This window comes from Tibeticola sp., from assembly GCF_022759015.1.
In the GTDB taxonomy this organism is placed as follows: Bacteria; Pseudomonadota; Gammaproteobacteria; order Burkholderiales; family Burkholderiaceae_C; genus Tibeticola; species Tibeticola sediminis.
In genome coordinates, this window is sequence record NZ_JAEMQB010000143.1 from 1 (window position 1) to 12,950 (window position 12,950).

The 12,950-nt window shown below is 66.6% G+C and carries 13 protein-coding genes and 1 pseudogene; 5 read left to right on the top strand and 9 right to left on the bottom strand.

What is annotated here, in order from left to right; all coding sequences use genetic code 11:
- Positions 1 to 189: pseudogene (locus JHC36_RS09125) on the top strand (DUF4149 domain-containing protein); the annotation flags it as partial.
- A gap of 48 nt (positions 190 to 237) precedes the next feature.
- Here JHC36_RS09125 and JHC36_RS09130 read toward each other — a convergent pair.
- Positions 238 to 711, bottom strand: coding sequence for a YhbY family RNA-binding protein (locus JHC36_RS09130; RefSeq protein WP_124219586.1), 474 nt, complete (start codon positions 709 to 711; stop codon positions 238 to 240).
- 20 nt (positions 712 to 731) lie between these two features.
- On the opposite strand from JHC36_RS09130, the gene JHC36_RS09135 reads away from it, so the two are divergent.
- Entirely contained in the window at positions 732 to 1,394 is a 663-nt protein-coding gene (locus JHC36_RS09135) for an RlmE family RNA methyltransferase (RefSeq protein ID WP_287918410.1), read from the top strand.
- Between the two features lie 118 nt (positions 1,395 to 1,512).
- Complete coding sequence (ftsH, locus tag JHC36_RS09140; RefSeq protein ID WP_124219582.1) at positions 1,513 to 3,426, top strand: ATP-dependent zinc metalloprotease FtsH; 1,914 nt, start codon at positions 1,513 to 1,515, stop codon at positions 3,424 to 3,426.
- 74 nt (positions 3,427 to 3,500) lie between these two features.
- Here the strand turns inward: ftsH and waaC are convergent, their stop codons facing one another.
- The 8 genes from waaC to hldE are packed head-to-tail and all read right to left on the bottom strand — an operon-like array spanning position 3,501 to position 11,910.
- On the bottom strand, positions 3,501 to 4,493 hold the full coding sequence (gene waaC / locus JHC36_RS09145; protein WP_287918413.1) for a lipopolysaccharide heptosyltransferase I: 993 nt from the start codon (positions 4,491 to 4,493) through the stop codon (positions 3,501 to 3,503).
- A gap of 7 nt (positions 4,494 to 4,500) precedes the next feature.
- Positions 4,501 to 5,661 (bottom strand): glycosyltransferase family 9 protein, encoded by a 1,161-nt coding sequence (locus tag JHC36_RS09150; RefSeq protein WP_287918414.1) that lies wholly within the window; start codon positions 5,659 to 5,661, stop codon positions 4,501 to 4,503.
- A gap of 5 nt (positions 5,662 to 5,666) precedes the next feature.
- Complete coding sequence (locus JHC36_RS09155; RefSeq protein WP_211330887.1) at positions 5,667 to 6,500, bottom strand: glycosyltransferase family 2 protein; 834 nt, start codon at positions 6,498 to 6,500, stop codon at positions 5,667 to 5,669.
- On the bottom strand, positions 6,497 to 7,264 hold the full coding sequence (locus JHC36_RS09160) for a glycosyltransferase family 2 protein (RefSeq protein ID WP_287918417.1): 768 nt from the start codon (positions 7,262 to 7,264) through the stop codon (positions 6,497 to 6,499). Before JHC36_RS09160 ends, JHC36_RS09155 begins: the two co-directional genes overlap by 4 nt.
- Positions 7,261 to 8,502, bottom strand: a complete 1,242-nt coding sequence (locus JHC36_RS09165; RefSeq protein WP_287918419.1) for an O-antigen ligase family protein — start codon at positions 8,500 to 8,502, stop codon at positions 7,261 to 7,263. The genes JHC36_RS09160 and JHC36_RS09165 overlap by 4 nt, the downstream gene beginning before the upstream one ends.
- The gene (gene waaF / locus JHC36_RS09170; protein ID WP_287918420.1) at positions 8,499 to 9,557 is read right to left on the bottom strand and encodes a lipopolysaccharide heptosyltransferase II; all 1,059 of its coding nucleotides are present in this window, start codon (positions 9,555 to 9,557) and stop codon (positions 8,499 to 8,501) included. Before waaF ends, JHC36_RS09165 begins: the two co-directional genes overlap by 4 nt.
- The gene (rfaD, locus tag JHC36_RS09175) at positions 9,539 to 10,483 is read right to left on the bottom strand and encodes an ADP-glyceromanno-heptose 6-epimerase (RefSeq protein ID WP_124219567.1); all 945 of its coding nucleotides are present in this window, start codon (positions 10,481 to 10,483) and stop codon (positions 9,539 to 9,541) included. Before rfaD ends, waaF begins: the two co-directional genes overlap by 19 nt.
- Positions 10,480 to 11,910, bottom strand: a complete 1,431-nt coding sequence (gene hldE, locus JHC36_RS09180; protein WP_287918423.1) for a bifunctional D-glycero-beta-D-manno-heptose-7-phosphate kinase/D-glycero-beta-D-manno-heptose 1-phosphate adenylyltransferase HldE — start codon at positions 11,908 to 11,910, stop codon at positions 10,480 to 10,482. Before hldE ends, rfaD begins: the two co-directional genes overlap by 4 nt.
- Positions 11,911 to 12,028: 118 nt before the next feature.
- Here hldE and JHC36_RS09185 point away from each other — a divergent pair, with 118 nt between their 5' ends.
- Both JHC36_RS09185 and JHC36_RS09190 read left to right on the top strand, forming a co-directional pair.
- A complete protein-coding gene (locus tag JHC36_RS09185; RefSeq protein WP_287918424.1) occupies positions 12,029 to 12,607 on the top strand; it encodes an SIS domain-containing protein in 579 nt (192 codons plus the stop codon).
- Positions 12,604 to 12,950: HAD-IIIA family hydrolase (locus tag JHC36_RS09190; protein WP_287918425.1), on the top strand; the 347-nt coding region annotated here is incomplete at its 3' end. The genes JHC36_RS09185 and JHC36_RS09190, both read left to right, overlap by 4 nt.

The following is a 12,950-nucleotide window of genomic DNA, read 5'->3' on the forward strand; positions in this document are numbered from 1 at the left end:
ATTTTGGTAGTGCTCGGCCTCAGCTTTGCAGCCATCTCTGAATGGGTCGTGGCGCCCCACATTCTGGCACGCGACAACCTGCCGCTGTGGCACGGGCTGGGCTCGCTCCTCTACCTGGGACAATGGCTGTGCGCCTTGGGCGCGCTCGTCGCCCTCGGGCGGCCGGGCTGGCAGTCGCCAAACGCCTGAGGCGGCGCCGTAGCAGAGCGCAACCCGAGGTCGGGCGTGCTTCGGTGCTCAGTCGGGCTGACGCTTTTTGACCGATTGCTTCCGGGGCTTGGCACGTTTGACCTTGCCGCCGGGCGTAAGGCGTTCGTTGCCGAGCACGCGCACGATTTTCACTTCGGGCCGCTGGCCGCCGCGCTTGCTGTTTTGGATGACTTTGTATTCCCGCGGTCCTGGCTTGCGGTCTTCGTCGATCGGGCGCTCTTTTTCAGGAATGGGCCGCCACAAGACGAAGAGCTTGCCGATGTGCTGGATGGGCGCAGCGTCGAGCTGCTCGGCCAGCGACTGAAAGAGCGCCTCACGCGCCACGCGGTCGTCACTGAACACGCGGATTTTGATCAGTCCGTGCGCCTTGAGCGCGGCATCGGCTTCTTTGAGGACGGATTCTGTCAAGCCGTCGGCACCGATCATGACGACGGGGTCGAGGTGGTGGGCTTCGGCGCGAAAGACCTTGCGCTCGGCCGGAGTCAATGTAATTTTGGGCATCGTTCTATTATCCGCGGCAAATGAAAGTCAAGACCAAGAGCGGCAAAGTCAACAAGGCTTGGCTCAACGACCATGTCAACGACCCTTGGGTCAAGCGGGCTCAGAAGGAAGGTTATCGCGCGCGCGCCGCCTTCAAGCTCGAGGAAATCGATCAGACCTTCGGTTTGGTACGTCCCGGCGCGTTCGTGGTCGACCTGGGCAGCGCGCCGGGCGCCTGGAGCCAATACCTGCGCCGCCGCATGGGCACTCGAACCGACCCTCAAGGCACCAGCAGCCTCAATGGGACGATCATTGCGCTCGATTTGCTGCCGATGGAGCCCATCGAAGGCGTGCATTTCATTCAGGGCGATTTTCGCGAGGCCGAGGTGCTGGCGCGCCTCGAGGCCGTCGTGGGCATGGCGAAGGCGGACCTGGTGGTCTCGGACATGGCGCCGAACCTGTCTGGAATCGCCTCGGCGGATGCGGCGCGGGTGAGTGACCTGATCGAGCTCGCGGTCGACTTTGCGCGCCAGCACCTCAAGCCCGAGGGGAGCCTCGTGGCCAAGGTGTTTCATGGCAGCGCATACGACGCGCTCGTGCATTTGTTCCGCCAGACCTTTCGAACGGTCAAGGTGCACAAGCCCAAGGCTTCCCGGGACCGCTCGGCGGAGACCTTCTTGATCGGGATGGGGCTGCGCGACTGAGGCCAATCCCGCGTGCGGGATATGGAAAGCGCAACGGCCTTGGGCCGTTGGGCAACTTGAAAGACCTAAAATGACCGCAACGTAGCGTGCTGCGTTGTCGTCTTTACTGGAGTTGCGCTTGAACAATCAATGGTTTTCCAAATTGGCCGTCTGGCTGGTCATAGGCATGGTGCTGTTCACCGTGTTCAAACAGTTCGACGGGCGAAGCACGGCCTCGGCCGGCTACATGGGGTACTCGGACTTCCTCGAGGAGGTGCGCTCCAACCGAATCAAGTCGGCGACGATCCAGGAAGGCAGCAGCGGCACGGAAATCGTTGCCACGACGACCGACGATCGACGCGTCCGAACCACCGCGACCTACCTGGACCGCGGACTGATCGGTGACTTGATCAACAACGGCGTCAAATTCGACGTCAAGCCCCGCGAGGAGGGGTCGCTCCTCATGACCTTGCTGGTCAGCTGGGGCCCGATGCTGTTGCTGATCGGCGTCTGGGTGTACTTCATGCGCCAGATGCAGGGCGGGGGCAAGGGCGGCGCCTTCAGCTTCGGCAAGAGCAAGGCGCGCATGCTCGACGAGAACAACAACACCGTCACTTTCAGCGACGTGGCAGGCTGCGACGAGGCCAAGGAAGAGGTCAAGGAGGTCGTCGACTTCCTGAAAGACCCGCAGAAGTTCCAAAAACTCGGTGGCCGCATTCCGCGCGGGCTGCTGCTCGTCGGCCCTCCGGGGACCGGCAAGACGCTGCTCGCCAAGGCCATCGCGGGCGAGGCCAAGGTGCCGTTCTTCAGCATTTCGGGCTCGGACTTCGTCGAAATGTTCGTCGGCGTGGGCGCTGCGCGCGTGCGCGACATGTTCGAGAACGCCAAGAAGAATGCGCCCTGCATCATCTTCATCGATGAAATCGATGCGGTGGGTCGTCAGCGTGGCGCGGGCCTCGGTGGCGGAAACGACGAGCGTGAGCAGACACTCAACCAAATGCTCGTCGAGATGGACGGGTTCGAAACCAACCTCGGCGTGATCGTCATCGCGGCCACCAACCGGCCGGACATCCTCGACGCTGCGCTGCTGCGTCCGGGGCGCTTTGACCGGCAGGTTTATGTGACCTTGCCCGACATCCGCGGCCGCGAGCAAATCCTCAGCGTCCATATGCGCAAAATCCCGATCGGTCAGGACGTCAATCCGGCGATCATCGCGCGCGGTACGCCCGGCATGAGCGGAGCCGATTTGGCCAACCTCTGCAACGAGGCCGCTTTGATGGCCGCGCGGCGCAACGCCCGTGTCGTCGAGATGCAGGACTTCGAGAAGGCCAAGGACAAGATCCTGATGGGCCCCGAGCGCAAGAGCATGGTCATGCCCGAGGAGGAACGCCGCAACACCGCCTATCACGAGGCTGGCCATGCGTTGATCGGCAAGCTTCTGCCCAAGTGCGACCCGGTGCACAAGGTCACCATCATTCCCCGGGGCCGCGCGCTGGGCGTGACCATGAGCCTGCCGGCGCAGGACCGCTACAGCTACGACAAGGAGTACATGCTCAATCAAATCAGCATGCTCTTTGGCGGTCGTATCGCGGAAGAGGTGTTCATGCACCAAATGACCACCGGCGCCAGCAATGACTTCGAACGCGCGACCCAGATCGCGCGTGACATGGTGATGCGCTACGGCATGACGGACGCGCTGGGGCCGATGGTCTATGCCGAGAACGAGGGCGAGGTGTTCCTTGGCCGCTCGGTGACCAAGACCACCAACATGAGCGAGTCCACCATGCAGAAGGTGGACATCGAGGTCCGAAAAATCATCGATGAGCAATACGCGCTGGCGCGCCGGCTGATCGAGGAGAACGCGGACAAGATGCACGCCATGGCGAAGGCTTTGCTCGAATGGGAAACCATCGACGCCGAGCAGATCGATGACATCATGGCCGGCCGTGAGCCCCGTCCGCCCAAGGACTGGACGCCGCGCACGCCGCCCGCCGCCGGCGGGCCAGGCAGCGGGCCGGCCGTGACTGCCGAGCCGGCGGCGTCGGGGGCTTGAGCCGCAGCGCCCTCGACCTGCGTGACCTTTCGAGAGAGCCGCCCTTGCGCGGCTCTTCTTTTTGGCCAACTCTGTCAGCGGTCCAGGGCTTGCTCCAGGGCCGACCAGGCGAGGTCCACGTTCAGCGCCTGCGTGCCCGAGAGGTGAACGATGGGCGGAGCCCCCTCAGGCGGATGCAGCCCCGTCAGCGCCGGGGCGGTGACGGGAAAGAGTGCAACGCCGCCGCGACCGAGCGCCGCTGCGATGTGCATGAGGCCCGTATCCATCCCGATCACGGCATCGGCACGCGCGATGATCGCCGCCAGCGGGTCCAGCCCCAGCCGTGGCAGTACGCGCACGCCGCTGGCCTCTTGCGCCACACGTTGCGCGCGCTGGTGCTCGCGCTCATTACCCCAGGGCAGCAGCAGAGAGCGCCCGGTCTGCGCCAGTCGCCGGGCGATTTCGATCCACGCATCGACCGGCCATTCCTTCTCCGGGCGACTGGTTCCATGCAGCCCCAGAACGTAGCCGGCGCTGAGTTCGAGCTCGGGCGGTGGTTCGAACCGCGTGGCCTGCAGACCATAGTCGAGCCCCAGGCCGTCGAGCGTGTAGCCGAGCGCAGCGGCCAGCAAGAGACGATTGCGTTCGATGGCGTGGAGATCTTTCGCGACCTGGACCCGGTGCGACCAAGCGAAGGCGGCGAGCGGCTCGCGCGCGCTTGCCCAGTCGTAGCCCCATTTCGGCCCGCGGGCCTGCCGGGTGATGAGGGCGGACTTGAGAAGTCCCTGCGCGTCGACCACTGCGTCGTATGCAGTGGCCCGCAAGCCCGAGCGAAACACGCGCCATTCCTGCCGCGTCTCCGCGCTCGACCATGCGCGTCGCCAGCGGCGGATCGCAACCCGGTGGACCCGCGCTACGTTGGGGTGCCAGGCGGGAACGGCGGCGAAGCTTTCCTCGGCGACCCAGTCCGCTAGGAGGCCGGGGTAACGCCGTGCCGCATCGGTCAATGCAGGCAGCATATGAACCACGTCGCCCAGCGACGAGGTCTTTACGATCAAGAGGCGCAGCGGCCGGTCCAAGGTCGTCATCGTCGAATCAGGCGCGTTTTTCGAGCAGCGAGTCGACCGCTGCGAGCACTCGGTGCAGCTCGAGTTCCTCGAGGCAGCGGCTGGGGCTTTGCGTGTGCCGCTCGCAGCCTTCCTGCAAGCAGGGCACGCAGTCGCCCAAGCCTTGGAGCAGCAGCACGTGGTTCTGGTGCTGCAGGGGGGCCTTCATGCGCCAGGGGCTGCCTGCTGGCAGTGTGTCTTTTGCACCCAGCGGCCAGGGCCCCCAGCGGACGGGGCTGCTCGGGCCGAAGAGCGCCACCGTCGGGGTTCCGGCGGCGGCGGCGAGGTGCGTGGTGACGGTGTCTGGGCCGACAAAGAGCACCGCCGAGCGCAAAAGCACGGTCCAGTCCGCGAGTCGCAGCTTGCCGGCGAGATTGACCACGCCGGGGCATTGTTCGGCAATCGCTGTGCAGGTTTCATGCTCCGCGGGTGCCGGCCCGCCACTGAGCAGCACCTGCAGTCCGCGCGCGGACAAGGCCCGAGCCAACTGCGTCCAATGGGCCGTTGGCCATGCCTTGTAGCGAAACATCGGCTGCGGATGCAGCACGGCGAGGCTGCGGCCCGAGGCGGTCCAGCGGGACGCATCGACCCGCGTCGTGCCCGCGGAGGGCAAAGGCGGCACCACCTGAACGCAAGGCGCTACGCCCAACAGCTGCGCCAGCGCGAGATTCTGAACGACCACATGCTCCGTGCGCTCGTCCGGCGCCAGCCAGCGCGTGCAACTGGCCCGCTTCCAGGCGTCCTGCCAGCGGTCGGGCGGAACGACGCCGACGCGCCGTGAGGCCGCCCAAGCCGCGATCAGGTGCGGTTTGTCGCCGGGCTGCGTCACCAGCGCCCAGTCGTAGCGCCGCCGTAGCGGCTGCAGCCGCTTCCACTGGATCGCCAGCGACGCCGCCTTGGGCCATTCGATCACCTGTGCGACATCGGTATTGCCCTCGAGCGCCGCGCCGGTGCCCTCGAACACCAGTGCGTCGATCGTGGCCTGCGGCCAAGCCCGGCGCAGACTGTGCAACAGCGGGGTGGTCAGCAGCACGTCCCCGAGCCGCTGCAGCGTGATGACCAAGACCCGCTGGGGGGCGTCGACCGCTTCAAGGGCGTTTCGGCGCGGCTGCGGGCGATGGTTGTCGGTCTGGGGGATAGGACTCGGCACGACCATCATGGGGCTTCGGCGGCGTCCTCGCGTAGCCCCTGCACCGCCACGACGGGCCGCTCCCCGCGCAGGGTCGCGTCGAGCAAGGACCGGTTGTCGCGCGCGCGATCGCGGGCGGCGGGCGGGTGCCAGAGGTGCAGGACCGGGGTGGCGAAACGCCCGCTTTTGCGGGTCAGGCCGCGCCGAATCAGTCGCACGGCCAGGTCGGCGTCCTCGTGGCCCCAACCGACGAAGGCAGCGTCGAAGCCGTTGACCGCTTCGAAGTCCGAGCGCCAGAGCCCGAGATTGCAGGTTTGCACCCCTTGCCAGCGCTTGGAGCGCGGCCGTGGCAGGGCTGCTGGCAGCAGGGGAAACAAGGGTGCGAGTCGGTTCACGTCGCCCCTCCAACGGGCGGCCAGCCACTGAAGCGGCCCGGCTTCGCTCAGGCGTGCGCCGTGGTGCAGCCACCGACGCGTGGCTTCGGGGGACAGCAAGATGCGCTGTCCCGCAACGAAGCGCCCCGGTTCAGCCAGTTGCGCGTGGCCGCCGATGAATGGGGGCAGAGGCACACAGTCGCCGTCGAGAAAGACGAGATAGTCACCCCGGGCCAGTGCCGCGGCGCGATTGCGCGCACGGCCGGCGCGGAAGCCCCGGTGTTCTTGCCAGACATGTTGCAAAGGAAACGGCAACGTGGCAGCCAAGGAGGCAATCCGCCTGGCCGTCTCAGGGGTGGAGCCGTCGTCGGCAATCAGCACCTCGAGCGGCCGCGTGTGCTGCGCCGCGAGGCCGCGCAGGACCTCGGTGAGCGCCTCGGGCCAGTTGTGGGTCGTGACGATGACGCTGATGTTTGGCGGGTTCATCGCGGCGTCGGAGCTTGGGGCTTGGGCCGTGTGTGCAGCCAAAGGCGCATGTAGCGATAGTACGTGCCTTCGGCATTGGTCACGGCGAGGATGAAGCCCTCCGCGCCGTCCAGGAAGCCGGCTTTGAGGACGTAACAGCGCACAAAGGTCCAAAGACCGTGCAGCACCGCGCCGAGCGGCGTGGCCCGCCGTCCGGCGCGGCGCATCCGCTCGGCGCCAGCGATCGCATAGCGGTTCATTTTGTCCAGTGCGTCGTCGAGATCCGGCATGGTGTCGTGCAACAGCGGCGTCTTCAGCCGTGCTGGAGGTCCGTCGAACACCAGCCGTTCGTGCACGAGATCGTCAGAAAAGTGCGCCTTGCCGCGGCGGAACAGCCGGGGAACTTCGTCCGGCCACCATCCGCCGTGACGCATCGGGCGCCCGAGAAAGTAGGACAGGCGCGGCAGGGCGTAGACGTCCGCCTGCGGGGCGGCCATCGCGGCTTGGATTTCGCGGGCGAGGGCGTCGGTCACGAGCTCGTCGGCATCGATCGACAGCACCCAGTCTCCCGTCGCTCGTTCGAGCGCCCGATTTTTCTGCGGCCCAAACCCGGGCCAGTCGCTGGTCACCAGCACCCGGTCCGTATAACGCCGCGCGAGCTCCGGGGTGCCGTCGGTGCTGCCGGAATCGACGACGATGATCTCGTCGGCCCAGGACACCGCCTCCAAGACCGGCGCGAGCCGGTGGGCTTCATTGTGGGTGATCAGGATGACGGAGAGGCTCATGGGACTGGGTGGCGGCTGGCGGGGCTCGAACGCCCGGCGCTCCAGAGTGCTGCAGCGATGATCACGTAAAAATGACCATCTTGATGGTCGTAGAGGATCGAATTGAACAGTGCGGCCACGCCGACGAGGATCAGGAAGCCCTGGGCGATCTGCGACACCGGTGGCGAGAGTCGGCGATTTTCCCGTGCATGGGCCCAGCCCAGAAGCAGCAACAGCGCCAGGCCGATGGCCCCCGACTGGTGCCAGATCAACAAGTATTCGCTGTGCGGGTTGTGCGAAACCCGTGCGCCGATCCAGCCGTGACGAGCGGCCAGGGTCGCATATTCCGGAGCATAGCTGCCGATGCCGCCGCCGAGCCACGGGTGGGTCTGCGCGAGTTCGACCGTGTTGCGCCAAAAATCCAGCCGATAGGCGAGCGAGGTGTTGACCTCCCCGGCTTGTGCCCGCTCGATGTCACCCAGCCCTTCGACCGTGCGCGCCCGAAACGTGGGTGAACTCACGAACAGCAGCGCGGCGAGGCTCGCGCCCAGCAGCGCCGTCAAGCCGATTCCACGCCAGCGCCAGCGCTGGTAGAAAGCGTGCGCTGCGTGCAGCAGCAGGAGCAGCAGGAACACCGCCTGTCCGGTACGGCCAGTGTTGATGAAAAACAGATTGGTCGCTGCGGCAGCGGCGTACCCGAGCCAGAGCCTTCGGCGTCGGGGCTCGGCGGAGGCGAGCCAAACCGTGGCCCAGGTCACGAAGGCCAGCATCGTCGAGTAAGCGATGTGCGAGGTGTAGCCCGAAGGCGTGTGCCATCGATTGGGGGGGGCGAAGCCCAGCGCCTGTGCGTAAGACAGCCCGAGCAGCAGCGCGAAGCCGCCGAGGAAGCCGTAAAGCATACGCCAGCCCCATTTGGGGTCACGCAAAATGGCCATCAGCGCGATCAGGAGCAGCAGTTTGCGGTACGGCCAGACCGCGCGCAACGCCTGCTCCCAGGGCAGGGGTGACCAGCAGGCGCTCAGCAGCAGCCACAGGCTCAGTGCCAAGGCCGCTTGGGCCCAGCGGTTGTGCGCGAGGAGGACCCGGGTTTGCGGCCAAGGCGCAGCGGCCAGCCAGCACAGCACGAAGGCAGCGCTGGCCAGACTGAGCCAGAACGTGGGCAGTGCGATCGCAATGGCGCAGGCCACGGCGCACATCAGCGCGGCGCGCTCGCACGCATGACGCCAGCGAAACAGCCCGTTGTCGGCGCGGGCGTTCATGCGGGCAGGCGGCCCGCGAGCCGCTCAAGAATGGCTGACGCAATCGGCTGCGGCGCGAGGTCCGCGAGGCAGCGCTTGTGGCCGAGCGGACAGACGCGCTTGAAGCAGGGCGAGCAGGTGAGCCCCAGGCGGATCACCCGGGCCTGATCGGAAAGCGGCGGCGTGTGTTCGGGCGATGTGGATCCAAACAAGGCCCAGAGCGGGACGTCGAGCGCTGCGGCCACGTGCATCAGCCCCGAGTCGTTGCTGACGCAGGCTTGGGCAAGCGCGATCAGGTCGACGGCATCGACCAGTGTCGTTTGGCCGCACAAATTGACGGTGCCTGGCGCCTGATTGGTGATTTCGGTGCCGACGGCAGCGTCTTTCGCCGAGCCCAGAACCCAAACCTCGACATCGGCAGCGCGCAGCGCTCGAGCAAGCGCGGCATAGTGCTCGGCCGGCCATTGCTTGGATGGCCCGAATTCGGCGCCCGGCAACAAGGCGACGACCGGGCGGTTGGGGGACAGCTTCAGCCGGGTCAACAGGCGCTGCTGGTTGGCCGGATCGACTCCCAGGCGGGGCCTGGGGGCGGGCGCTGTGCCTTGGGACGCGCCTGTTTCGAGGCCGAGTGCCGCATAGCGCTGAACCATCAGGGGCATCGTGGCCGGATCGAGGCGGCGCATATCGTTGATCAGCCCCCAGCGGTGCTCACCGCGGTAGCCGGTGCGCCGAGCAATTCCGGCCCAGGCCGGGATCAGCGCCGACTTCAGCGAGCCGGGCAGGACGATCGCCTGCCCATAGCGGCCGCGCAGGCTGCGGGCCAGGCGCCAACGGGTGCCCAGGGCCAGCCGTCCATGGCCGACAGGCATCTCGATCCCGTGGCGAACCTCGGGCATACGCTCGAGCAGTGGCAAGGACCAGGCGGGCGCGAGCACGTCGATGGCGACGTTGGGCCGTTGCGCACGTAGGGTTTGGAACAGCGCGCTGGCCATGACCATGTCCCCGACCCACGACGGGCCGACGACCAGGACCGCATCCGCGCCCTCCTTGCCTTCGCTCAGGGACGCTGAAGCCATTGCAGGTACCGCGGAACGCCTTCTTCGACCCGCATGAAGGCTGCGTCGTATCCGGCCGAGCGCAGCCGGCTCATGTCGGCTTGCGTGTAGCTTTGGTAGGCCCCTTTGAGGTGATCGGGAAACGGGATGTACTCGATTTCCCCGCGCCCGTGAAAGCCGATGACTGCGCGGGCGACTTCATTGAAGCTCTGCGCATGGCCGGTGCCGAGGTTGAAAATGCCGCGAACTTCGGGATGGTCGAAGATCCAAAGCTTGGCGCGGACCAGGTCGTCGACGTGGATGAAGTCCCGACGCTGTTCGCCGGGGCCGTAGCCGTCACTGGCACCGAAGAGCCGCACCTTTCCATCGCGTAGCAACTGGTGGTGGAAGTGGTAGGCCACGCTGGCCATCGGGCCTTTGTGTTGTTCCCGCGGGCCATAGACATTGAAGTAGCGCAGCCCGACCACTTGCGACGCCGGCGGCTCGGGCAGGGCGCGCACATACTGGTCGAACTGCCACTTGGAGAAGGCATACATGTTGAGCGGGTGCTCGTGCTCGCGCCGCTCCGAGAAACCCGGGCCCATGCCATACACCGAGGCCGACGAGGCATAGAGAAAGGGTACGCCGCGATGCAAGCACCAGTGCAGCAGCGCCTTCGAGTAGTCGTAATTGACCTGCATCACGAAGCGGCCGTTCCATTCCGTCGTGGTCGAGCAGGCCCCTTCATGGAAGACGGCGCGCACGGCGCCGAAGTCGCGACCGTTGGCGATGCGCTCGAGGAAGCTATCCTTGTCCAGGTAGTCCCGGAAGTCTGCGCCCACGAGATTGAGGCATTTGTGGCCGTCGGTCAGGTCGTCGACGACCAGAATGTCGGTAATACCGCGCGCGTTGAGCGCATGGACGATGTTGCTGCCGATGAAGCCGGCACCGCCGGTGACGATGATCATGTGCGCTCCTTGATGCGGTCGATGACCCGGGTGCTCGAGTGGCCGTCGACGAAGTCGAGGATCCGAACCTCGCCGCCGGCGCGCTGGACGCAGTCGGCCCCGGCGATCTGGTCCGGGCGGTAGTCACCACCTTTGACGAGAACGTCGGGCAGCAGCTTGCAGATCAGCCGCTCGGGCGTGTCTTCGGAAAAGGGGACGACCCAGTCGACCGAAGCCAAGGCGGCCAGCAGAGTCATGCGGCTTTGCAAGTCGTTGACCGGGCGGCTCGGGCCCTTGAGGCGGGCGACGGAAGCGTCGTCATTGACGGCCACGATGAGGCGATCTCCGAGTGCGCGGGCCTGTTGCAGGTAGTGCACATGCCCGGGGTGGAGCAGGTCGAAGCAGCCGTTGGTCATGACGATGCGCTCCCCGGCGGCGCGGCAGGCTCGGATGTATCCCACGAGCGCCTCTTCATCGACGATGCCGGTCGGAACCTCGGCGTGTTCGTGCAGCGCGCGGTGAAGTTCGTCGAGCGTGACGCTGGCGGTGCCGAGTTTGCCCACCACGATGCCGGCCGCAAGGTTGGCCAGCGCCGTCGCGTCCGCCAGCCGGAGACCCACGCCGAGGCCAGCCGCCAGCACGGCGACCACGGTGTCGCCGGCGCCCGTGACGTCGAACACCTCTCGGGCGCGTGCGGCCAGCGGGAGGGCGGGGCGGTCGCGCTCGATGAGCAGCATGCCCCGCTCGCTGCGGGTGATCAACAAGGCTTGAAGGTCGAGCGTCTCGCGCAGGTTCTGGCCGCGTTCGATCAGGGCCTCTTCGCTGTCGACGCGACCCGCAACCGCTTCGAACTCCTGCATGTTGGGGGTGAGCACCGTCGCCCCGCGGTAGCGAGAGAAATCGGTGCCTTTGGGGTCGACCACGATCGGGATGCCAGCAGCGCGCGCCATGTCGATCAGCTGGGGCGCGGCCGCGAGCGTGCCCTTGGCGTAGTCCGAAAGGACCAGCGCGCGATGCCCCGGCAGATGCAGCCGCACCTGTTGTTCGACCCTTGGCCGGGTTTGCGCCGCGAACGGCGCCTCGAAGTCGAGGCGGATCAGTTGTTGGTGGCGGCTGACGACCCGCAGCTTGGTGATGGTGCGCGCGTCGGGCAGGGTGACGAGCCGGGAGTCGACGCCGCGAGCCACGAGCTGCTGGCGCAGCGTGCGGCCGTCGTCGTCGTCACCCACGAGTCCAACCAGGGTCGCGTGAGCACCGAGGGCCGCGATGTTCGCGGCGACGTTGCCCGCGCCGCCGATGCGCGACTCGTCGTTCTGAACATGAACGACCGGGACCGGCGCTTCGGGCGAGATGCGCGACGTGGCACCGTGCCAATAGCGGTCGAGCATGACATCGCCGACCACCAGCACGCGCGCGGCGGAGAAATCGAGGGTCCGAGGTGTGGACAAGGCAAACTCGCAGGCAATTAAACTCGTGCGATTCTATGGTTCCCGTGTCGCGTGCGAGCCGGTCCGCATGGCCCTGAGCGCGGGCCGAGTTGCTTTACCTCCCTTTTGAGATTCCCCGATGAATGCCATAGATGCCCAGATCGCAAGCCATGAGGCGACCGTCCATGCCCTCAAAGGGCTGATTCCCACGATTGCGGCAACCGGTTCTGCGCTCGTCGCGACGCTGCGCCAGGGCGGCAAGGTGTTGTTGTGCGGGAATGGCGGGAGCGCGGCGGATGCGCAGCACATTGCCGCGGAACTGGTGGGCCGCTTCGTGCGTGCGCGCCCCGGGCTTGCGGCGATTGCGCTCACGACCGATACCTCGGCGCTGACCGCCATTGCCAATGATTTCGGCTACGAGCAGGTGTTCGCCCGGCAGGTTCAGGCCCTGGGACGCTCGGGCGATGTGTTGGTGGCGATTTCGACGTCGGGCAACAGCGCCAATGTGATTGCGGCCGTCACTCAGGCGCAGGCGCAGGGAATGAAGGTGGTCGGTTTGCTGGGCGGTGACGGTGGTGCCCTCGCGGATCGGGTGGATCAAGCCCTGATCGTCCCGAGCCGCGAGACCGCCCGGGTGCAGGAATGCCACATCCTCATCGGTCATATCTGGTGCCAGATGGTCGACGAGGCTGCGGTGAGCGAGGGGTGGGCGTCGTGAGTGCGACTCGCTCTCGGCTGGTGATCCTCGACCGCGATGGGGTGATCAACGCCGATTCCGACGCTTACATCAAATCGGCCGAGGAGTGGCAGCCCCTGCCCGGCAGCCTGGATGCCATCGCGCGACTCAAGGCCGCGGGCTGGCGGGTAGCGGTGGCGACGAACCAGTCCGGCTTGGCGCGGGGACTGTTCGACCGGGCGGCGCTCGACGCGATGCACCAGAAATTCGCCGATCTGCTGGCCGAGCGCGGCGCTGCGGTCGACCTCATCGTCTGGTGCCCACACGGGCCGGACGCCGGCTGCGACTGCCGCAAGCCGCGTCCGGGGCTGCTGCATCGCATCGC

Bases quoted from the DNA above. Each gene is read 5' to 3' on its own strand.
- JHC36_RS09130 (WP_124219586.1), bottom strand. From the start codon at position 711: ATGCCCAAAATTACATTGACTCCGGCCGAGCGCAAGGTCTTTCGCGCC.
- JHC36_RS09135 (WP_287918410.1), top strand. From the start codon at position 732: ATGAAAGTCAAGACCAAGAGCGGCAAAGTCAACAAGGCTTGGCTCAAC.
- waaC (WP_287918413.1), bottom strand. From the start codon at position 4,493: ATGACGACCTTGGACCGGCCGCTGCGCCTCTTGATCGTAAAGACCTCG.
- JHC36_RS09155 (WP_211330887.1), bottom strand. From the start codon at position 6,500: ATGAACCCGCCAAACATCAGCGTCATCGTCACGACCCACAACTGGCCC.
- JHC36_RS09160 (WP_287918417.1), bottom strand. From the start codon at position 7,264: ATGAGCCTCTCCGTCATCCTGATCACCCACAATGAAGCCCACCGGCTC.
- JHC36_RS09165 (WP_287918419.1), bottom strand. From the start codon at position 8,502: ATGAACGCCCGCGCCGACAACGGGCTGTTTCGCTGGCGTCATGCGTGC.
- waaF (WP_287918420.1), bottom strand. From the start codon at position 9,557: ATGGCTTCAGCGTCCCTGAGCGAAGGCAAGGAGGGCGCGGATGCGGTC.
- rfaD (WP_124219567.1), bottom strand. From the start codon at position 10,483: ATGATCATCGTCACCGGCGGTGCCGGCTTCATCGGCAGCAACATCGTC.
- JHC36_RS09185 (WP_287918424.1), top strand. From the start codon at position 12,029: ATGAATGCCATAGATGCCCAGATCGCAAGCCATGAGGCGACCGTCCAT.